At 70.8% G+C, this 21,043-nt stretch carries 18 protein-coding genes; 6 read left to right on the plus strand and 12 right to left on the minus strand.

What is annotated here, in order from left to right:
* The 3 genes from GA0070608_RS31500 to GA0070608_RS31510 all read right to left on the minus strand — a co-directional run bounded on the left by GA0070608_RS31500 (window position 1) and on the right by GA0070608_RS31510 (window position 3,070).
* Complete coding sequence (locus GA0070608_RS31500) at window positions 1–1,629, minus strand: isovaleryl-CoA dehydrogenase (protein WP_091633888.1); 1,629 nt, start codon at window positions 1,627–1,629, stop codon at window positions 1–3.
* Complete coding sequence (locus GA0070608_RS31505; protein WP_091633891.1) at window positions 1,626–2,225, minus strand: TetR/AcrR family transcriptional regulator; 600 nt, start codon at window positions 2,223–2,225, stop codon at window positions 1,626–1,628. Before GA0070608_RS31505 ends, GA0070608_RS31500 begins: the two co-directional genes overlap by 4 nt.
* Before the next feature lie 404 nt (window positions 2,226–2,629).
* On the minus strand, window positions 2,630–3,070 hold the full coding sequence (locus GA0070608_RS31510; RefSeq protein ID WP_091633899.1) for a hypothetical protein: 441 nt from the start codon (window positions 3,068–3,070) through the stop codon (window positions 2,630–2,632).
* 175 nt (window positions 3,071–3,245) lie between these two features.
* Between GA0070608_RS31510 and GA0070608_RS31515 the strand changes: the two genes are divergently transcribed.
* A complete protein-coding gene (locus GA0070608_RS31515; protein WP_218107614.1) occupies window positions 3,246–3,785 on the plus strand; it encodes a DUF4231 domain-containing protein in 540 nt (179 codons plus the stop codon).
* A gap of 41 nt (window positions 3,786–3,826) precedes the next feature.
* Here GA0070608_RS31515 and GA0070608_RS31520 read toward each other — a convergent pair whose 3' ends face one another.
* The 7 genes from GA0070608_RS31520 to GA0070608_RS31550 are packed head-to-tail and all read right to left on the minus strand — an operon-like array spanning window position 3,827 to window position 13,555.
* The gene (locus tag GA0070608_RS31520; protein WP_091633903.1) at window positions 3,827–4,837 is read right to left on the minus strand and encodes an ABC transporter ATP-binding protein; all 1,011 of its coding nucleotides are present in this window, start codon (window positions 4,835–4,837) and stop codon (window positions 3,827–3,829) included.
* Window positions 4,834–5,829, minus strand: a complete 996-nt coding sequence (locus tag GA0070608_RS31525) for a succinylglutamate desuccinylase/aspartoacylase family protein (protein WP_176733910.1) — start codon at window positions 5,827–5,829, stop codon at window positions 4,834–4,836. Before GA0070608_RS31525 ends, GA0070608_RS31520 begins: the two co-directional genes overlap by 4 nt.
* Before the next feature lie 4 nt (window positions 5,830–5,833).
* A complete protein-coding gene (locus GA0070608_RS33880) occupies window positions 5,834–7,792 on the minus strand; it encodes a dipeptide/oligopeptide/nickel ABC transporter permease/ATP-binding protein (protein ID WP_091633911.1) in 1,959 nt (652 codons plus the stop codon).
* Window positions 7,782–8,771 (minus strand): ABC transporter permease, encoded by a 990-nt coding sequence (locus GA0070608_RS31535; RefSeq protein WP_245716045.1) that lies wholly within the window; start codon window positions 8,769–8,771, stop codon window positions 7,782–7,784. Before GA0070608_RS31535 ends, GA0070608_RS33880 begins: the two co-directional genes overlap by 11 nt.
* A gap of 27 nt (window positions 8,772–8,798) precedes the next feature.
* Window positions 8,799–10,289, minus strand: a complete 1,491-nt coding sequence (locus tag GA0070608_RS31540) for an ABC transporter substrate-binding protein (RefSeq protein ID WP_176733911.1) — start codon at window positions 10,287–10,289, stop codon at window positions 8,799–8,801.
* Between the two features lie 60 nt (window positions 10,290–10,349).
* Window positions 10,350–11,849 carry an ABC transporter substrate-binding protein gene (locus GA0070608_RS31545; RefSeq protein ID WP_091633918.1) on the minus strand — a complete coding sequence of 500 codons (1,500 nt, stop codon included), beginning with the start codon at window positions 11,847–11,849 and terminating at the stop codon, window positions 10,350–10,352.
* Entirely contained in the window at window positions 11,846–13,555 is a 1,710-nt protein-coding gene (locus GA0070608_RS31550) for an ABC transporter family substrate-binding protein (RefSeq protein WP_176733912.1), read from the minus strand. Before GA0070608_RS31550 ends, GA0070608_RS31545 begins: the two co-directional genes overlap by 4 nt.
* Window positions 13,556–13,948: 393 nt before the next feature.
* Between GA0070608_RS31550 and GA0070608_RS31555 the strand changes: the two genes are divergently transcribed.
* On the plus strand, window positions 13,949–14,701 hold the full coding sequence (locus tag GA0070608_RS31555) for an IclR family transcriptional regulator (protein ID WP_281186171.1): 753 nt from the start codon (window positions 13,949–13,951) through the stop codon (window positions 14,699–14,701).
* Between the two features lie 71 nt (window positions 14,702–14,772).
* Here GA0070608_RS31555 and aceB read toward each other — a convergent pair whose 3' ends face one another.
* Window positions 14,773–16,359, minus strand: coding sequence for a malate synthase A (gene aceB, locus GA0070608_RS31560; protein WP_245716047.1), 1,587 nt, complete (start codon window positions 16,357–16,359; stop codon window positions 14,773–14,775).
* A 137-nt stretch (window positions 16,360–16,496) separates the two neighbouring features.
* Here aceB and GA0070608_RS31565 point away from each other — a divergent pair, with 137 nt between their 5' ends.
* The 4 genes from GA0070608_RS31565 to GA0070608_RS31580 all read left to right on the plus strand — a co-directional run bounded on the left by GA0070608_RS31565 (window position 16,497) and on the right by GA0070608_RS31580 (window position 20,406).
* Window positions 16,497–17,264: an IclR family transcriptional regulator gene (locus tag GA0070608_RS31565; protein ID WP_091633934.1), complete on the plus strand. Its 768-nt coding sequence runs from the start codon at window positions 16,497–16,499 to the stop codon at window positions 17,262–17,264.
* Between the two features lie 114 nt (window positions 17,265–17,378).
* On the plus strand, window positions 17,379–18,317 hold the full coding sequence (locus tag GA0070608_RS31570) for a sigma-70 family RNA polymerase sigma factor (RefSeq protein ID WP_245716048.1): 939 nt from the start codon (window positions 17,379–17,381) through the stop codon (window positions 18,315–18,317).
* Between the two features lie 3 nt (window positions 18,318–18,320).
* Window positions 18,321–19,085 carry an alpha/beta fold hydrolase gene (locus GA0070608_RS31575; RefSeq protein ID WP_091633941.1) on the plus strand — a complete coding sequence of 255 codons (765 nt, stop codon included), beginning with the start codon at window positions 18,321–18,323 and terminating at the stop codon, window positions 19,083–19,085.
* A gap of 88 nt (window positions 19,086–19,173) precedes the next feature.
* Window positions 19,174–20,406: a MalY/PatB family protein gene (locus tag GA0070608_RS31580; RefSeq protein WP_091633945.1), complete on the plus strand. Its 1,233-nt coding sequence runs from the start codon at window positions 19,174–19,176 to the stop codon at window positions 20,404–20,406.
* Between the two features lie 34 nt (window positions 20,407–20,440).
* Here the strand turns inward: GA0070608_RS31580 and GA0070608_RS31585 are convergent, their stop codons facing one another.
* Window positions 20,441–20,995, minus strand: a complete 555-nt coding sequence (locus GA0070608_RS31585; RefSeq protein ID WP_091633949.1) for a hypothetical protein — start codon at window positions 20,993–20,995, stop codon at window positions 20,441–20,443.
* Window positions 20,996–21,043 lie beyond the last annotated feature (48 nt).

A 21,043-nucleotide genomic window follows, 5' to 3' on the forward strand; every position in this document is an offset into this window, starting at 1 on the left:
TCAGCCCACCTTGGGTACGGCCCGGGAGATGATCGCGGTGAAATCGACACCGCGGGGCAGCGTGCCGTACGCCTGGCCGTGGTCGCCGCCGAGCCGGGAGACGCAGAAGGCGTCGGCGACGGCGGGGTGGCCGTGCCGCACCAGCAGCGAGCCCTGAAGAACCAGGGCGAGCCGTTCGACGACGCGGCGGGCCCGCAGTTCGAGGTCGTCCTGGTCGGACAGGTCGGCCCGCACCTGGCGTACGGCGGCGTCGAGTCGCGCGTCGGTGCCGGCGGCGGCGGTCACCTCGGCCTGGAACGCCGCCATGACCTCGGGTTCCCGGGTGAGGGCGCGCAACACGTCCAGCGCGGCGACGTTGCCGGAACCCTCCCAGATCGAGTTCAGCGGGGACTCGCGGAACAGCCTCGGCAGGCCCGACTCCTCGACGTAGCCGTTGCCGCCCAGGCATTCGAGGGCCTCGGCGGCGTGTCCCGGCCAGCGCTTGCAGACCCAGTACTTGCCGACGGCGAGGGCGAGCCGCTTGAACGCGGTCTCGCCGGCGTCGCCGCGCGCGGACCGGTCGGTGGCTCCGGCGAGCCGCATCATGAGCACGGTGGCGGCCTCGGACTCGACCGCAAGGTCGGCGAGCACGTTGCGCATCAGGGGCTGGTCGACGAGGTACCGGCCGAATGCCTGCCGGTGGGCGGCGTGGTGGGCAGCGGTGATCACGCCCTGGCGCATCCCGGCCGCCGCGCCGATGACGCAGTCCAGGCGGGTGAGGTTGACCATGTCGATGATGGTGCGCACGCCACGCCCCTCGTCCCCGACCCGCCAGGCGACCGCGTGCTCGTACTCGACCTCGGCCGAGGCGTTGGACCGGTTGCCGAGCTTGTCCTTGAGGCGCATCAGCCGCATCGGGTTGCGCGTGCCGTCCGGCAGGACGCGCGGGACGAGGAAGCAGGTGAGCCCGCCCGGCGCCTGGGCGAGGGTGAGGAAGACGTCGCACATCGGCGCCGACGTGAACCACTTGTGCCCGAGGAGCCGGTAGGTGCCGTCCGGCTCGGGGTGGGCGGTGGTGGTGTTGGCGCGTACGTCCGAGCCGCCCTGCTTCTCCGTCATCGACATGCCGGCCAGCAGTCCCCGCTTGGCCAACGGCGGGCGCAGCCCGAAGTCGTACGTGGTGGCGGTGAGCAGCGGCTCGTACGTCGCGGCCAACTCCGGGGCGTGCCGCAGCGCCGGCACGGCGGCGTAGGTCATCGAGATCGGGCAGCCGTGACCGGCGTCCGGACGCCAGGTGTAGAACTTGGCCGCCCGCGCGACGTGGGCGCCCGGCCGGTCGTCCGCCCACGGCGCGGCGTGCAGGCCGTGGGTGACCGCGACCCGCATCAGCTCGTGCCAGGCGGGGTGGAACTCCACCTCGTCGATGCGGCGGCCGTGCCGGTCGTGGGTGCGCAGGACCGGCGGGTGTTCGTTGGCCAGCCGCCCGTGGTCGATCGCCGGCTCGGCGCCGCCGAGCCGGCCGAGCTCGTGCAACTCGGCGGCGGCCCAGCCGGCGCCCTCGCGTTCGAGCCCGTCGAGCAGTGCCGGGTCGTCCGCCGCGTCGTAGCCGGCCAGCGGGGGAACCTGGTTGAAGACCTCGTGCGTCGTCACGGCGACACTCCCAACGCGCGGTGGAGAAACGTGATCAGGTGGGCGTTGGTGTCCGGGCCGGCGACCCCGGCGGCCAGGGGGCCGACCATGGCCTCGGCCAGGGCGCCGACCAACGCGGTGGCGGTCAGCTCGGGATCCTGCGGGGGAAGCTCGCCGCTCGCCACCCCCTCCGCGACGTGACCGGCGATCAGCTCGGCGTACGCCCGGCGGAAGACGAGCCGCTCGGCGTCGACCGCCGGATCGGCCGGCTCGGCGAGCAGCGCGTACGCCAGTCGTGGGGACCGCAGCGCCCGGCCGGAGAACGTCTCGACGATGGTGGACACCCGTTCGGCGACGGTGGTCTCCAGCGCCGCCGCACGGGCGACCGCGTCCACCTCGCGCTGCGAGGCCGTGCGGAACACCTCGGCGACCAGGTCTGCCTTGGTGGGGAAATGCCGGTAGACGCTGCCGGTCGCCAGCCTGGCCCGCTCGGCGACGGCGACGACGGAGCAGCCGGCGTACCCGTGCTCGGCCATGAGCTCCAGCGCGGCGGCGATGATCCGCTCCCGGGAGGCGCTCAGCCGGGCCTTCACGCGATCGGTGCTCCGGTAGACCACGCAAGGATTGAACCATCATTCAATCCTTGCCGGCAAGACATCGTCGTACGAGCCGTCAGGGCTTGGCGCCGCTTCGGTTACTCAGCCGGCGCCTGTCCCGGGTGCTCCGCCATGCCGCCGGGTGATCCGCGCCCGGTGGGGCGGTGGTGCTCGCCGGGCCGGCCGGCGGGCGAAAGCGTCTCGTACGACGCTGTCGAGCTGAGTCGTCTGCGACATCAGGCGGTCTGGGCCGCTGTGGCACCAGACGGCGGTGAATCGTCTGCGACATCAGCTCGACAGCGTCCCGCGTGCGGATCCCCCACCGGCCGACACCGAGCAGAAAGGCCACCTCCCGGTCTCGGAAGGTGGCCTTCGAACTGCGTTGGCGACACGTGGATCCGCAGGCGGACCAGGATGGTAGTGGGTCAGCAGCCCTGGCGTCGGCTGAAGATCTGGTGGCGCTGGCCGGCCCAACCGATGTAGCCGACCGCCTCGACGCAGTAGTTCGCCGTGCCGGTGACGCCGACCGGGCCGGCGTGGTAGCTGAAGTCACCCGAATCGGTGTCCGCGGCACCCGAGCGCGTGCAGTGCGCGCCCTCACCGGAACGCTCCGCGCAGCGGTAGATCTGCACGAAGGTGGGCGCCGACTTTCCGTAGGCCGCGCCGCGGTGGTAGAAGCACGCGCTGTTGGTGCCCCCGTTACTGCTGTTGTAGTAGATCACCAGTTCGCCGAAACCTGACGACTGCACCTGGCTGTAGATGATCGTGCCCGAGCAGGAGCCGGCCGCCTGAGCGGCAGGCGCGCCGACCGTCATGACCGTCGCGGCGGTCACCAGCGCCATCAGCATCGAGAACACTCTTCTCATGGTCACAAGATCCAATCCACACTCGACTGTCGTACGTTGTGGATCATGATCGCACGACGTGGACCCTCACGCTCCCGCGCCCCGAGTTGGGCAGGCTGAGCTGCCACGGGACGTACACCCGACTCCCGCACGTCACGCGGCGGTCTTGACCGCCCGGCGGGCGGCGGGTCTACTGGTGGCTGTGTTGGATCGCGGCTCAGGCCGAAAGCCGGAGGACACGACCGGGGGAAAGCCCCATCCCGGGTTCTCGGCAGAGGAATACCTCGCCGAACGGCTCGCCCAGTACCAGTCCTGGTACGACAAGAAGGCAGTCAGGGCAAAGGCCACACACCTGCGGACGCGCACCGCTGCCGTCGTCGGCGGCTCGCTGGTCCCGGTGCTCGTCAACCTTGACTTTCCCTACGCGCAGGCAGTGACCACCGTGGTGAGTCTCGTCGTGGCCGGGGCCGTGTCGCTGGAGAGCGTGTTCCGCTATCGGGAGCAGTGGAAGAACTACCGGTCGACGGAGCAGACCCTCGGGCACGAACGGGTCTACTTCCTCACCCGGACCGGGATCTATACCGGCATGGATGAAACAACGGCGTTCTCCACCCTGGTCGAGCGGGTGGAGGCGACGATCGCGAACGAGAACGCCGCGACCCTGAGCGTGATGACGCAGGTCGGCTTCGCCGGCGACGACGGGCAGGCAGCGGTCGAACACCGAGGCAACAGGTAGCAGAACGCCCGTGCCCAGGCGTCCGACCGGTACGGGAGCCGTCAGGCGATGACCGGAAGACGCCGCGCTGCCGGGGGAACCTCGTTGATGCACGCCACCGGATGCCCGGCAGCGCGCCGGACCAGGGCGGGTTGCTCCTCGGCGCAGGCGTCGATGGCCTGCCAGCAGCGGGTCCGGAACCGGCAGCCGCTGGGCGGGTTCACCGGACTGGGTGGGTCGCCCCGGAGCAGGATCTGCTCACGCTCGTGGTGCGGGTCCGGCACCGGCGCGGCGGACAGCAACGCCTTGGTGTACGGATGTGCCGGGCGGTCGAATATCTCCGCCACGGTGCCGGTCTCCACCACCTTGCCGAGGTACATGACGGCGACCCGGTGCGAGATGTGCCGCACGACGGACAGATCGTGGGCGATGAACACGTACGCCAGACCGAGGTCCCGTTGCAACCGCCGGAGCAGGTTGATCACCTGCGCCTGGACCGACACGTCGAGCGCCGACACCGGCTCGTCACAGACCACCACCTCGGGCTGCAACGCCAGGGCACGGGCGATGCCGATCCGCTGCCGCTGGCCGCCGGAGAACTGGTGCGGGTAGCGGTTGACGTTCTCGGGGTTGAGTCCGACGGTCTCCAGCAGCTCCTGGACCCGCCGCCGGCGCCGGTCGGCGGTGCCCAGCTCGCCGTGCACGGCGAACGGCTCGGCGATGATCTGGCCGATCGTCATCCTCGGGTCGAGCGACGAGTACGGGTCCTGGAAGACGATCTGGATACGCCGTCGCAGGTCACGCAACTCCCTACCGCGCAGCCCGGCGATGTCGGTCCCCCGGTAGTGGATCTGCCCGCCGGTCGGCTGGTCCAGCCGGGTCAGCAGCTTGGCGAGGGTGGACTTGCCGCAGCCGGACTCACCGACGATGCCCAGCGTCTCACCGGCCCGGAGCTGGAACGAGACGCCGTCGACGGCCTTGACCACACCCGCCGCCCGTTTGACCAGGTTCCCCCGCCGGAGGGGGAAGTGCCTGGTCAGCCCGTCGACATCGAGCAGCACATCGGGGGTCATGCCGCGCTCCCCCGGGGGCGGCCGATGACGAACCCGAAGTTGTACGGATGCACCGGATGGCTGCGCGGAACCGACAGCAGGATCCCGTCGCCGGGCGACCGGTACTCCTCGATGACGGTGAGGTCGACCGGGGAGATCAGCCGGCCGAGCAGCTCTCCCCCGGTGGTGGCGGTCAGCAGCCGGTCCTCGGTGATCTCGGGTACCAACATGCCGCCGTGCCCGGGCCGCAGGTCCCAGGCGACCTCGACGTCGGTGACCGGCCGGGGCGGTGCCGGCTCGTCGAGCATGCCCAGATGGGCCATCACCCGGCGGACGCCGTCGACGTTCCGGGCGATCCAGTCGTTCTCGCTGCGCGAGCCGAAGCCGAGGCCGCCGACCTCGATGCCGATGGCGGACACCCCGGCGGCACTGGCCGCGTCGAACACCGAGTTCGGGAACGCGACCGCGGCGTCCTCGCCCTGGATGTACGGCATACCGAAGGCGACGGCCAGCTCCCGGCTGGCGGCCGACAGCGGGCCGGTCGCGTCGTAGAGCACGACGCCCCAGGTGGTGCCCCACGGGCCGGGGTGGAAGTCCAGCAGGTGGGTGGAGCGGTCGACGATCTGTTCGACGAGCACCTGGCCGGTCCGTCCGGTGATCGACTCGGTGTCGCGCAGGATCGCCTTGTTCATGTTGACGAAGCCGACCTGCTGGATGTCGTTGGAGTAGCGGGTGACGGTCCGCAGGGCGTACGGGTTGGCGGCCGGCACGACCACCAGGGTGCCGCGCAGCGTCGCCGGGTCGGTGCCGGCCAGCACCGCGCGCAGCACCGCGTGCGAGAACCACTCGTTGCCGTGCACCCCGGAGATCAGGGTGAGCGTCGGCCCGTCGGCGGTGCCCGTCAGCACGTGGGCGTGGATGGCCAGTTCCGAGCCGTCCAGATCGGTCAGTACGGGGAACCGGAGGATCTGGCGTTCCCCGGCACGGGTTCGCAGCGGTACACGGGAGGTCATGTCGTCACGGCCTTTCGGGGATGGACGAGGTGGTGGTCTCCGGCAGGGCATCGCCGGGTGGGGGCAGGAGCAGGCACGCCGCCAGGTGGCCGACGGTCACCGGGACGAGGTTCGGCACGGCGGTCGAGCAGTCGGGCGTACGGAGCCCGCAGCGGGGGGCGAACGCGCATCCGGCCGGCAGTGCGGTCATGCTCGGCGGTGAGCCGGGGATCGCCCACAGCTCCTCGTCGGCGGGCCGGTCGAGGCGGGGCACGGAGCCCAGCAGACCCTGGGTGTAGGGCATCGAGGGGTTGTCGAACACGTCGGCGGCGGTGCCGACCTCGACGAGGCGGCCGGCGTACATCACCGCGATCCGGTCGGCGATCTCGGCCACGATCCCGAGGTCGTGGGTGATCATCAGGATCGCCGCGCCGGTACGCTCCCGGACGGCCCGCAGCGCGGCGAGCACCTGGGCCTGGACGGTGACGTCCAGGGCGGTCGTGGGCTCGTCGGCGATGATCAGATCCGGGTCGTTGGCGATGGCCATCGCGATCACCACCCGCTGGCGCATGCCGCCGGAGAACTGGTGCGGGTAGTCGCCGAGCCGGTTGCGGGCGTCCGGGATCCCGACGGTGTCCAGCAGCTCCACGGCACGGGCCCGGGCGGCGGCCCGGGAGCAGCCCTGGTGTACGCGGACGGCCTCGGCGACCTGGTCACCGATGGTGTGCACCGGGCTCAGCGAGGACATCGGGTCCTGGAACACCATGGCGATCCGGCTGCCTCGCAGCCGCCGGAACTGCGGCTCGGCCAGTCCGACGAGTTCCTGGCCGGCGAAGTGGACCGAGCCGCTGACGGTGGCGGTGGGCGGCAGCAACCCCATCAGCGCCGCGGCGCTGACGGACTTGCCCGAGCCGGACTCGCCGACCAGGCCGACGACTTCGCCACGGCGCAGGTCCAGGTCGAGGTGGCGGACCGCGGGCACGTCGCCGCCGTCGGCGGCGAACACCACCCGCAGGTCGCGGACCGACAGCAGCACGTCGTCGGGTACCGCGTCGGTACGGGCCGCCGGCTGGGCCAGGTACCGGCGGCGGCGCGGGCCCCTGGTCTGGGTCGGGTCGAGGGCGTCGCGCAGCCCGTCTCCGACGAAGTTGATGGACAGGGCGATGAGCAGGATGACCAGGCCCGGGAAGTAGAACAGCCAGGGCCGGGTGGCGACGGCGGACTGCGCGTTGGCCACCAGCAGGCCGAGGGAGGTGTCCGGCGGCTGGACACCGAAGCCGATGAACGACAGCGCGGTCTCGGCGAGGATCGCGGTGGCGACCAGGATGGTCACCGACACGATGATCGGGGCGGCCACGTTGGGCAGGACGTGCCGCAGCATGATCCGGACATCGGACGAGCCCAGCGCCCGGGCGGCGGAGATGAACTCGCGTTCCCGCAGGCCGAGTACGACACCACGGACGACCCGGGCGACGCTGGTCCACATCAGCGCGGCGAGTACGGCCGCGATGAGCATCCATCCGCCGCCGCTGCCGGCGAAGTTGTGCCCGAGTACGGCGGCGACCGCAATCGTCGGCACAGTGAGGAAAAGGTCCACCAGCCGCATCAGCAGTGCGTCGGTGCGACCACGGTAGTAGCCGGCCACGATGCCGATCACGGTGCCGACCACCGCCGCGCCGAACGCCACGGTGAGCGCGATAAGCAGTGACTGCTGGGTACCGCGCATCACCTGGGCGAGCAGGTCGTGGCCGAGCGAGTCGGTGCCCAGCGGGTGGGCTCCCGACGGCGGCTGCGAGTTGTCGGGTGTGATGTCGTCGTGACCGTAGCGCCACAGCAACGGGCCGACGAACGCGAACAACGCGACGAGCACGAGGACCACCAGCGCGGCCGCGGCGAGCCGGTGCCGGCGGAACCGGGCGAGGACACCGCGCCATGGACCGGGCGCGGCGACGGGTGCGGACACCGGTGGCGATTCAACGGACACGACGGATCCTCGGATCGAGAGCGGCGTACAGGATGTCGGCGAGCAGGTTGAACAGGACCACCGCGACCGCCGCCACGAGCAGCCACGCCATCACAGCGTTGACGTCCCGTCCGTTGATGGACTCCAGCAGGTAGTCGCCCATGCCCCGCCACTGGAAGACGGTCTCGGTGACCACCGCCCCGGCGAAGACGGCGGTGAAGTCCAATGCGATGACCGTCACCAGTGGGGTGAGCGCCGTACGCAGGGCGTACTTGCGTAGTACCGTGCGCCGTCGCAGGCCCTTGGCGGTGGCCAGCTTGACGTAGTCGCTGCCGAGCACGTCCAGCATCGAGGAGCGCTGGAACCGGCTCCACGCGGCGAAGTTGATCAGCACCAGCGTGATGGTCGGCAGCACCAGGTGGCCGGCGAAGTCGGCGATCCGGCCGCCCAGGGTGGGCGGCGGGATCACCGAACTGTCGCCGACTGTGTAGATCAGGGTGCGGCCGGCGAGGGTGTTCAGTTCGATGCCGCCCTGCTTGAGCAGTACGGCCAGCCAGAAGGAGGGCATCGCCAGGAACAGGAAGCCGGTCGAGGTGAACAGGTAGTCCAGCCAGGAGTACTGCCGGACCGCGCTGACGACCCCGACCAGGATCGCCAGCACGGCCGCGATCAGCATCGCGATGAGGACGAACCGCATCGTGATGCCCAGGCGCGAGCCGATCTCCATGCCGATGTCGGCGTTGCGGTCGACCGACGGACCCAGGTCGCCCTGGAGGACCCCGGTCAGCCAGTTCCAGTACCGCTGTAGCACGGGCTGGTCCAGCCCGAGCCGTGCCTCCTCGGCGGCGATCGTGTGTGGCGGCACCGGTGGTTGTCGCTCCCGGAGTTCGGCCAGCGGATCACCCGACTTGGCCACGGCCAGGAATATCAGGAACGTCGACACGAACAGCACCGGAATGGCGACGAGCAGCCGCCGCAGGGCGAAGCCCACGATCTCCATGAGGAACCTTCCCGCGCCCGCTGCCGGCTAGCCTTCGCCGCCGGTGATCTTCCGGAGGCGACCCCAGTGCCAGAACGGGATCCGGAAGTCGACCTGGTCGGCCCAGCCGAAGAACTGGTCGCTGCGCAGCAGGTAGATGCAGTACCAGAACAGTGGCACCACGCTCGCGTCGCGGGCCCACACCTCCTGGAGCTGCCGGTAGTGCGCGATCCGCTCGGCCATGTCGGTGGTGGACCGGGCGGCGACGTAGCAGGCGTCCGCGTCGGGATTGGCGAGCGCGAGGTGGTTGCGCTGCCCGCCGCCCGCCAGCCGGCTGGCGGTGATGTCCGGGTCGGGCATCATGTTCCCGCCGCTGATGGTCAGGTCGAAGTCGCCGTCCCGGCCGATCTGCCGCGACCACGTCTCCGAGTCCAGCCCGGCGTACTCGACGTGCACGCCGATCGCCGCGAGGTCCTCGGTGACGCTGCGCGCCAGCCCGCCGTGGCCGTCGAAGGTGGCCATGTAGTACATCCGCAGCGACAGCCGACGACCGTCCGCGCCGCGCGGGTATCCGGCCTCGTCGAGCAACTTCTCGGCCGTGGCCGCGTCGTGGCCGACCGCCGTGACGTCACGGGCCACGCCGAAGCTGTTGCCGGGGAAGAAGTTGGCCCACGGCTCCGACCAGCCCGGCTCGGCGAAGCGTTCGAGGCGGCTGCGGTCCACGGCGTGCGCGAGCGCCATCCGCAGCCGGCGGTCGGCCCACCGCTCCTGCCGGTAGTTGAAGCTCAGCAACGCGACGCCGGGACCACGCTCGCGGTACACGCTGGCGTGCTCCGACCCCTCGGCCAGCGGCAGCCGCTTCATGGTGAGCACGTCCTGCGGCGCGTAGTGTGCCCTGCCGTCGGCGATCATGCGTACGCACTCGTCGAGGTCCGGTTCGACGACGATGGTCACCTGGTCCACGCCGGCCGGCGGTCCCCAGTACCCGTCCCAGGCCTCCAGCACGATCCGCCCGTTGGGCACCATCTCGACGAACCGGAACGGGCCGGAGCCGACCGGCTGCTGGTTGTACGGGTTGGTCGCCCAGTCGGTGCCCTCGTACAGGTGCTTGGGCAGGATGTGGGTGGCCGCGAAGTTTCCGAGCTGGGTGAGGAACGCGGCGTTGGGCTGCTCCAGGTGGTATTCGACCAGGTGGTCGTCGAGCACCTTGATGTCGGCGATGCCGTGCAGGAACGACGCGGCGTGGTACCCGTTCGCCAGGGCGGTCAGGTGGGTGTAGGCGACGTCGTGGGCGGTGACCGGCCGGCCGTCGTGCCAGCGGGCGTGCCGGTTGAGGGTGAACCGCCAGCGCCGGGCGCCGTCCAGGCATTCCCAGTGCTCGGCCAGGTCCGGGTAGGACGCGGCGCCACCGACCTCGGTGACGACGAGCCGGCTGAAGATGTTGTTGGCGACGAAGTAGCCGGCGCCCCCGACGAAGTTGCGGTACGACTCGTTGATCTCGGTCGTACCGTTGGGTACGACGACGATGTACTCGTCCAAGACCTCTCCTCGGTGATCAGGGCGGGGATTGCCCAGGTGTCCTACGGATGGATGGAAGGGTCAGCGCACGGGCCGGATCCGGCCCCAGTGCCAGAACGGCACCCGGAAGCCGACCTGGTCCGGCCAGCCGAAGAAGCTGTCGCTGCGCAGGTAGTAGGCCGCGTACCAGAACAGCGGCACCCAGTCGACGTTGCGGGCCCAGACCCGCTGCAGTTCCCGGTAGTGCTCGCCGCGCTGGTCCCGGTCGGTGGTGGCCCGGGCAGCCGCGTAGCAGGCGTCGGCCTCCGGGTCGGAGAGCCGGGCGTGGTTGCGTCCGCCGCCGGTCTCGAACCGGCTCGCGGTGATCTCCGGGTCGGGGACCATGTTGCCGCCGCTGATCGTGAGGTCGAACGCGGCGTCGCCGGCCACCTGGCGGGCCCAGGTCGGCGAGTCGAGCCCGGCGACCTCGACGTCCAGCCCGACGGCACGCAGGTCCTCGGCGACCGCCGCGGCGATACCCGCGTGGCCGGTGAAGTTCTTCATGTACGCCAGCCGCAGCGTCGGCCGGTCGGCGCCGGCCGACGTGATCCCGGCCGCGTCGAGCAGCCGGACCGCCTCCGCCGGGTCGAAGGCCGGTGCGGTCGCGTCATCGGCGTACGCCCAGTCCACGCTGCGCGGCAGGTAGTGGGCGTACGGCTCGGACCAGCCCGGATCGGACAGCGGGGCCAGCCGGCGGCGGTCGACCGCGTGCGCGACGGCGGCGCGGGCCCGTCGGTCGCCCCACCGTTCCTGGGTGTGGTTGAAGCCGAGCACGGCGATCCCCGGGCCGCGTTTGCGCCACACCGACGCGACCTCGCTCCCCTCGGCCAGGTGCAGCCGGGGGAAGGTGAGCACGTCCTGGACCATGTAGTGGGCCCGCCCGTCGGCGACCTTGCGGACGGCCTCGTCGAGGTCGGGCTCGATGTCGAGGATGACCCGGTCGACCTGGGGGCGGGGCCCCCAGTAGCCGTCCCACGCCTCCAGCACCACCCGCTCGCCGGGTACGTGCTCGACGAACCGGAACGGGCCGGAGCCGACCGGCTGCTGGTTGTACGGGTTGGTCGCCCAGTCGGTGCCCTCGTACAGGTGCCTGGGCAGGATGTGGGCGAACACCAGGTTGCCGAGTTGGGCGAGGAATCCGGCGTTGGGCCGACGGAGCACGTACCGCAGCTCGTGCGGGCCGAGCACCTCGATGTCCTGCACGTCGTGCAGGAACGACGCGGCGTGGTATCCGTTGGCCAGGGCGGTCAGGTGGGTGTACGCGACGTCCTCGGCGGTCACCGGCTCACCGTCGTGCCAGCGGGCCTGCCGGTTGAACTGGAACCGCAGCGTACGGGCGTCGGGCGCCATCTCCCAGTGTTCGGCGAGGTCCGGGTATGCCGCCGGGGATCCGGTGTCGAACACGACGAGGCGGCTGTAGATGTTGTTCGCCACGAAGTAGCCGGCCGAGCCGACGAAGTTGCGGTAGACCTCGTTGAATTCCACGGCCGGGGACGGGACCTCGACGATGAAGTCCCGGCCGGGCCGGTGCTCACCCGTCATTCCTTGACCCCCCACTCCTGGGTGTTGTAGCTGGTGCCGAAGCGGGTCGGGTTGACCCGGATGTTGCCGAGGTCGCTGCGGTACGCGACCAGGGTCGGGGTCTGGTAGATCGGCAGCGTCACGGCCTGCTCGCTGATCCGGGTGTCCACCTTGTTCAGCAGGTCGACGACCTGCTTCGGGTCCAGGGTGCGGGCGGCGTCGGTGAGCCAGCCGTCGATCTCCTGGTCCTTGTAGCCGGTGTGGGTGCCCTTCGAGCCGAACACGGACTGCGCGGTGGCGGTGGGGATGACGTCGAGGTTGGTGCCGAAGACGATCAGGTCGAAGTCGCCGGTGTTGACCGTGGTGCCGAGGCTGTCGGTCTCCTGGAGCTGGAGCGTGACGCCGAGCTGCTTGAGCTGGTTCTGGACGAGCACCGAGGTGTCCAGCCGGACCTGGTTGCCCTTGCTGTAGCGCATCCGCAGCGGCGGTACCGGCTTGCCCTTCGGGTCGGTGAGCTGGCCGTTTCCGAGCACGTAGCCGGCGTCGGTGAGGATCTTCTTCGCGGCCTCGATGTTGCCGTCGCCGAGCCCCGCCGAGGTCACGTTGTCGGTGTAGGCGTCGACCCCTTCGAGCTTCTGGCCGGGCATGAAGTTGCGGTTGCCGAGCGGCTTGGTGCCGGCCGCGAACTGGCCGATGGTCTTGTCGATGATCGCCTGCCGGTCGACCGCGGCGAAGATCGCCCGGCGCAGGGCGACGTCGGCCAGGGCCGGGTGGGCGGTGTTGATGTCCAGGTGCTCGTAGACCAGGCCGGAGGCCAGCGACGTGGTGACGTTGCTGATGCCCTTGAGCTGCTGGACGAGGTCGAGGGTGGGGCGGGGTACGACGACCTGGATCTCGTTGTTGGCCATCGCGGTGACGGCCTGCCGCTCGTCGGTGAGGATCCGGAAGACGAGCTGGTCCAGGTGTGGGCCGTCGCCGTACCACTTGGGGTTCTTCTTCATGGTGACCGACTGGTTCGGCACGTACTCGGAGATCACGTACGGCCCGCCCGACCAGGTCGGCACCGTGCTGCTGAAGTGGTCGTTGAACGAGGTGGCCAGGTCGCCGTGCTGGGCGGCGATGTGCGCCGGCAGCAGGTGCGGGAACATCAGCCGCCACGGCTGGTAGGTGTTCTTGAACTCGACGGTGACGGTCTTGCCGTTGTCGCTGCCGTTCACCGAGGCCACCTGGTCGTACCCGGCCTGGGTGGCCGGCTCGCAGGTGGGGCACTGCTGCGGGTCCTGGACCTGCCAGGTGTACTTGAAGTCGTCGGCGGTGATCGGCGTCCCGTCCGACCAGGCGGCTTCCGGCCGGATGCGGTACTCGACGGTCTGTGGCGAGTCCTTGACGACCTTGACCTCGGTGACCAGCGCGTCGTTCTTGGCCATCGTGAAGTCGGGCTGGGAGATCATCGCGTGTGGCAGCACCGGGTTGAGGATCTGCCGGTAGCCGAAGACGTCGCCGGTGGCGTGCAGGATGTTCCAGTTCTTGACGTCGACCTCGATCGAGTAGGCGAGCGTTCCGCCGTCCTTGACCTTGGCCTGGTTGGCATCGACCTGGCCGGCCTTGATGCCGTCGCCGACGTTCTCGTCGCCCCCGCCGGTGCTACAGGCGGCGAGCAGTAGGGGCAGCAGGGCGAACCCGGCTGTCGCAGCCCGCAGGCGGCGGTGTGGTTTGCGGTGAGACACGGATGACCTCCCGGTATGTGGACGTTCGTCGTGCTGCGCGGGGTCAGGGGGTTCAGACCGCGATGCGCTGGTACCGGGGGCCAGGCTGGCCAGCCGGCGTGGCCCCGACATGCGCACCAGGACCAGGTGGCGTGCATCGACCGGAGCTTCTTTCCACAGAGTGGATAGTAGTATCCGCATCGCGCACGTCAAGTGTTCGTTCGGAGGATCTGATCTGACCGGGCGGATACGCCGCCACCGGCACCGAACGGCAGGCGGGTGGCTACAGCGCCGACACCGCCGCACGGCATACGATGTGCGCCGCGCTGGCATCAGCGGAGGATCACGGCAGCACGGGAACGAGGGGGCATGGGGCGCGAAGGCGACAGCGGAGGAGGCGGCGTCCAGTCCGTCATGCGGGCATTGCAAATCATGAATGTCATTGCCGACACCGGGGCGCCGTGCGGGCTGTCCGAGCTGGCGACCGCCACCGGCCTGCCGATCGCCACCATCCACCGGCTACTTCGGACGCTGATCAACGCGGGCATGCTGCGGCAGGAGCCGGACCGCCGATACGCCCTGGGCAGCGCCCTCATCCACCTCGGCGACCAGGCCCTGACCATGATCGCCCCACTGATCCGGCCGCACCTGGCCACGCTGGTCGAGGCCCTCGGGGAGACCGCCAACGCGGCACGGCTGGAGGGGACCCACATCGTCTACCTTGCCCAGGTCTCCTCCCGTCACCAGATGCGGATGTTCATCGAGGTCGGCCGGCGGGTGGAGGCGTACCGGACCGCTGTCGGCAAGGCGATGCTCGCCCAACTCGACGACCGGGTCATCGCCGACGTGTATGCCAACACCGAGTTCGTCGCGGCCACGCCGACCAGCATCACCAGCCTGGACGACCTGCTGCGGGAGTTGCGGGCGGTGCGGACGAACGGCTTCGCCACCGACGACGGCGAACAGGAGATCGGGGTGCGATGTGTCGCGGTGGCCGTTCCCGGTCCACCCGGCACCCTGGCCCTGTCCGTGTCGGGGCCGACCGCCCGGATCAACGACAGCCTGGTCGCCCAGGCCGTACCGCTGCTGCAACAGTCGTCGTCCATGATCGCCGCGGCGACCCGCGCCGCCCACACCGGACTGCCGGCCCCTCGGGCACACCGTTAGACCGGTTCCCCGGCACCTGCCCGGACCGCCGGGCATTACGCCCGACGGTCCACGCTCGCCGGCCGGGCAGCTCAGTCGTCGAGCAACCGGTATGCCGGCAGGGTCAGGAAGTCGACGTAGCTCGTGCCGAGCGCGACCTCCTCGAACACTTCACGCGCCACTTCGTACCGGCTCGCGGCGAACCGCTGCTCGCCCAGCTCGGCCCGCAGCGCGGCGATCTCCTCGGCGATCAGGCCGCGGACCAGGTCCACTGTGACCACCGCGTCGGTGTCCAGCACCGTCCCGGTGCGTACCCACTGCCAGACCTGCGAACGGGAGATCTCCGCCGTCGCGGCATCCTCCATCAGGTTGAAGATGGCCACGGCGCCGGTACCGCGTAGCCACGCCTCGACGTAGCGAAGCCCGACCGCGATGTTGTTGCGCAGGCCCGTTTCGGTCACCGCGCCGGGGGTCGACGCGATGTCGAGCAGGTCATCGGCCGTGACCTTCACGTCCTCCCGCTGACGGCCGACCTGGTTCGGCCGGTCCCCGAGGACCGCGTCGAACACCTCCCGGCAGACCGCGACCAGGCCCGGGTGCGCCACCCAGGAACCGTCGAAGCCGTCGCCGGCCTCGCGCTCCTTGTCCGCCCGCACCTTGGCCAGGGCCGCCCTGGTGGTCTCCGGCTCGCGCCGGTTCGGGATGAAGGCCGCCATGCCCCCCATCGCCACCGCGCCGCGCCGGTGACAGGTCGCGACCAGCAGGTCGGTGTACGACCGCATCATCGGGGCCGTCATCGTCACGGAGTTGCGGTCCGGCAGCACGAATCCGGAGCCGGCATCGCGGAAGGTCTTGATGATGCTGAACAGGTAGTCCCATCGTCCGGCGTTCAGGCCGGAGGCGTGCTCGCGCAACTCGTAGAGGATCTCGTCCATCTCGAAGGCGGCGGTGATGGTCTCGATCAGGACGGTGGCACGGATCGTTCCGGTGGGGATGTCGAGCGCCTGCTGCGCGTACCGGAAGACGTCGTTCCACAGCCGGGCCTCCCGGTGGCCCTCCAGCTTCGGCAGATAGAAGTACGGTCCACTCCCGGCCGCGATCAACCGGCGGGCGTTGTGGAAGAAGTAGAGCCCGAAATCGACAAACGCACCGACCGCCGGTGCGCCGTCGACGAGCAGGTGCCGCTCGTCGAGGTGCCAGCCACGCGGCCGGACGACGATCGCCGGCAACTGGTCGCCGGTGAGCCGGTACTGCTTGCCCTCGGCGCTGGTGAACTCGATCCGCCGCTCGATGGCGTCGGTCAGGTTGAGCTGACCACCGACGACGTTCGCCCAGGTCGGCGCAGTGGCGTCCTCGAAGTCGGCAAGCCACACCTGCGCACCGGAGTTCAACGCGTTGATCGTCATCTTCCGGTCGGTCGGACCGGTGATCTCCACCCGTCGGTCGCACAGGTCGGCCGGTGCCGGCGCGACCCGCCAGTCGGCCGCCCGGACGTCGGCCGTGTCCGGGAGGAAGTCCAGACGCCCGGCGCCAGCGATCTCAGCACGGCGGCGTACCCGGTCGGCGAGGATCCGGTCCCGGTCGGCGCCGAACCGGCGGTGCAGGTCGGCGACGAAGGCGAGCGCGTCCGGGGTGAGCACCTCCGCACCGCCCACGACGGCCGGTCCAACGATCGTCACCGAGGCATCCGTGGCCATACCCCAACCCCTGTCTTTCGCATTGTGAATAATGATTTCCGCATTGCGGAAGTCGGTGGGTACCATATCATCGGTGCGGGCCATCCGGTACCGCGACCAACACCACGAGGGGAGCCTGGGTGCCGCAGGAAGCGCCGACCGGCCGGTCCGGCGTGCAGTCCCTTCAGCGCGCCTTCGACCTGCTCGAACACCTCGCCGACGCGGGTGGCGAGATGGGGCTCTCCCAACTCGCCGCCGTCGCCGGTCTCCCCCAGCCCACGATCCACCGGCTGATCAGGACCCTCGTCGAGCTGGGTTACGTGCACCAACAGCCGTCCCGCCGTTACGCACTGGGCGCCCGACTCATCCGACTCGGCGACACCGCCAACCGGCACTTCGGCCAACGGGCCCGCCCGATACTCGCCGACCTCGTCGCGGCGACCGGCGAGACGGCCAACCTGGCGACCCTGGACGGCGACCGGGTGGTGTACCTGGCGCAGGTGCCGTCACCGCACGCCATGCGGATGTTCACCGAGGTGGGCCGAAGGGTGCTGCCGCACTGCACCGGAGTGGGCAAGGCGCTGCTGGCCCAGCTACCGGCGACGGAGGCGCACCGGATACTCGCCCGCACCGGGCTGCCGGCGATGACCGCGCACACCATCACCGACCTGGCGGAGTTCGACCGCGAACTCGACCGGGTCCGCACGTCCGGATACGCGATCGACGAGGGCGAGCAGGAGGTGGGCGTCCGATGCGTCGCCGCACCGGTCGTCGGGGCGCCCACGATGACCGCGCTCTCCGTCTCCGGCCCGGAAGGACGGCTGACCCGGCAGGCGGCCGAACGGATCGCACCGTTGCTGCGTTCGGCCGCGCAACGGCTCGCCGCCGACATCGCAGCCGGCAGCTGACGGCCTGCCCGGGGCTCCGGGGCGAGGCCCGATCCCCTGCTCGCGCCGCCAGGGCCAGCGGCCCCGTGTTGCTCCCTCCCGAAGTTCCCGATCCGGTGAACTAGCGTGGGCGGGGTGCTGTTCGAGGAACGTCTGGAAGCGCACCGGGTAGAGCTGACCGGCTACTGCTACCGCATGCTCGCCTGCGGCGCCGAGGCCGAGGACGCGGTGCAGGAGACCCTGTTCCGTGCCTGGAAGAACGCTGATCGGTTCGACGAGGGCAGGGCGGCTCTGCGCACCTGGCTGTACCGGATCGCCACCAACGTCTGCCTCGACATGACTCGCAGTGTCCAGCGGCGCGCGCTCGCGATGGATCTCGGCCCGTCCTCACCCGTCGGGGGTCTCCTCGGTGCGCCGGTGGGTGCCGCCGCCTTCGTGCAACCGGTCCCCGACCGGCTCGTGCTGCCCCTGGAGGGCGACCCGGCCGAGCTCGTCGTCGCGCGTGACACCATCCGGCTGGCGTTCGTCGCGGCCCTGCAACACCTGCCACCACGCCAGCGGGCCGTGTTGATCCTGCGTGAGGTGCTCTGCTGCTCGGCGGAGGAGGTGGCCGGGCTGCTGGGCAGCAGCCCGGCCGCGGTCAACAGCGCCCTGCAACGTGCGCGGGCCACCCTGTCCGCGTGCCGCTCACCGGGCACGGGCGGCGAGGTCGACGAGGACCTCCTCGACCGGTACGTCGAGGCGTTCGCCGCCGACGACGTCGACGGCCTGGTGGCGCTGCTCCAGGAGGACGCCACGATGTCGATGCCACCGTTCGCCTGGTGGCTCGACGGCCGGGCAGCGATCCGGGACGCCCTGCTCGGCGCGGCCGGTGTGTGTGCCGACGACCGGCTGGTCCGCACCGCGGCCAACGGCTCACCGGCGTTCGCGCAGTACCGCGACGGGAGGGCGTTCGGCCTGGTCGTCCTGGATGTCCGGGACGGGCGGATCGCGAGCACGACGACGTACCTCGACCCGTCGCTGTTCGTGTCGTTCGGTCTGCCGATGAATCTGGAGCGGGCATCCCGTATGTAGTGCATGACCGACATCGTTGATATGTGGTACGACGAACGCGGGGCTGGTGATCCCGTGGTGCTGCTGCACGGCGGGCTGACCGACAGCCGCTGTTTCACCGGCAATCTCGACGGGCTCGCCGACACGTTCCGGCTCTACCTGCCTGACCGACGCGGGCACGGCCACACGCCTGACGCGCCCGGCCCGATCACCATCGAACTGATGGCGCAGGACACGATCGCGTTCCTGGAGAGGACGGTCGGTGGTCCGGCCCGGTTGGTGGGCTACAGCGCCGGCGGCACGGTAGCCCTGTGGGTGGCGATGCACCGCCCCGATCTCGTCGAGCGTCTCGTCCTGATCAGCGCGGTCTACGACGTCGACGGACTGGTCTTCAAGCCGCAGGCGGGTGGCGAGATGCCCGCCGCGATGGTCGACGACTACGCCGAGGTGTCGCCCGACGGCCGGGACCACTTTCCGGTCGTCATCGGCAAGATCGCCGAGGCCGCCGCAACCGAGCCGAGCCCGGACCCGGCCGACCTGCGCGCGGTGACGGCCCGGACCCTTGTCCTGGCCGGCGACGACGACCTGGTCACGCTCGACCACACGGTGCGGCTCTTCCGGGCGCTGCCCACCGCCGAGTTGACCGTGCTGCCCAACGCCAGCCACCTGCTGCTGATGGAGCACGCCGAGACGGTGCGTGCCATGATCCAGAAGTTCCTGACCACGGAGGCCGCCCCGACGTACCTGCCCATCGCACGTGCCCGTCGAGGAACCCCGGAGGCGGGATGACGACCGGACGCTGCGGCGCGGAATCCGGCGTCCCTGCTCGTCGGTGCCGGACCGGACGCTGAGTCGACGTACGCCTAGGGTGGGCGCTATGGCGAGCCCTGACCCCTCCTCGGCCCAGAACCCGCTCACCCTGCTCACGCTGGACGAGCTCCGGCAGCGCAGCAGCGTGAAGTGGCGCCTGCACGCGCCCGACGTGCTCCCGCTCTGGGTCGCGGAGATGGACGTGCCCCTCGCTCCCCCCGTGGCCGAGGCGCTCCGCCGCGCGATCGACCTCGGCGACACCGGTTACCCGTACGGAACGGCGTACGCCGAGGCGCTCGGCGACTTCGCCGCCCGGCGCTGGGGCTGGCACGACTTCCGCGTCGAGCACACCACTGTCGTACCCGACGTGATGATGGGCGTCGTCGAGGTGCTCCGGCTGGTGACCGACCCCGGGGACGCGGTCGTGGTCTGCTCCCCCGTCTACCCGCCCTTCTACGCCTTCGTCAGCCATGCCGGCCGGCAGGTGATCGAGGCCCCGCTCGGGCCCGACCTGCGGATGGACCCCGCCGCGCTCGAAGAGGCCTTCCGACGGGCCAGGACCCACGGCCGCCGGCCGGCGTTCCTGTTGTGCAACCCGCACAACCCGACCGGGGTCGTCCACCGACGCGACGAGCTCGAGACCGTGGCCGAACTGGCCGGCCGGCACGGCGTACGGGTGATCTCCGACGAGATCCACGCCCCCCTGGTGCTGCCCGGGACGCACTTCACGCCGTACCTCACGGTGGCCGGCGCCGAGGACGCGTTCGCCCTGGTCTCCGCCTCGAAGGCGTGGAACCTCGCCGGCCTCAAGGCGGCGCTCGCGGTCGCCGGGCCGCGGGCCGCCGCCGACCTCGACCGGATGCCGGAAGAGGTCAGCCACGGGCCTAGCCACCTGGGCATCATCGCGCACACCGCCGCGTTCCACGCTGGTGAATCGTGGCTCGACCTCCTGCTCGACGGCCTCGACAGCAACCGCGCGCTGCTGGCGACGCTGCTGGCGGAGCACCTTCCGTCCGTCACGTGCCACCGCCCCGAGGGCACCTACCTCGCCTGGCTGGACTGCACCGGGCTGGGCATCGCCACGGAGCATCCGGTCGGCGGAACCGGCGTGGTCAGCGACGTCGCCGGGCCCGCGAAGGTGTTCCTCGACCACGCGCGGGTGGCCGTCAGCTCCGGGCACGTCTTCGGCACCGGTGGGGCGGGCTTCGTACGGCTCAACTTCGCCACCTCACCCGCGATCCTCACCGACGCCGTCGCGCGGATGGGCCGGGCAGCCGACGCGCACCTGTCGGCGAGCTGAGCTGCCACAACTGAGCCCGTGAGCAGGGGCCCGCTCAGGCCCCTGCGTCGGGTGATCCGGACAGCGGCAGCGGCAGTTCGACGGCGGCCACCGCATCGACCCGCACGGCGGAGTGCTCCGGCGGTAGCCGGTCGGCTCGCGGCGAGCGGCTGTGCACCCGGCCCTGGCCGGTCGGGTCCGGCCGCCTGCTCACCTCACAGGTCACCATCCGGATCGGCGGCGGCGGCGCGGTGAACCGGCCGGTACCCCAGCGCAGCCAGAGCACGATCCGCCCCGCGTCGGCTTCGGCGACCAGCTTCTCCCAGGTGCGGCGGCGCGTACCGTGATCGACCTCGACGACGACCGGCGGCCCGTCCGGGCGGGCACACGCCACGTCGAGCACCGACTGCTGTGCGGACATCGGCGGGGGCAGCGGCAGCACGCTGGCCGCCCGCCGGTAGACCCGCCAGCCCCGCTCTCCCGCCCAGTCGACCACCGCGTCGATCAGCCGGGCAGTGACCTGTTCCGTGGTCAGGTCGGCAAAAGTGACCGCGTCGAGCCGGTCGGTCAGCGACGCCGCCAACCGCTCCCCGTCCTCACCGACCACCACCGCCGCAGGGTAACCGCGCAACCGGCCGTCCTCGCCAGCGGGGCAGCG

It is taken from the genome of Micromonospora peucetia (assembly GCF_900091625.1).
GTDB lineage: Bacteria > Actinomycetota > Actinomycetes > Mycobacteriales > Micromonosporaceae > Micromonospora > Micromonospora peucetia.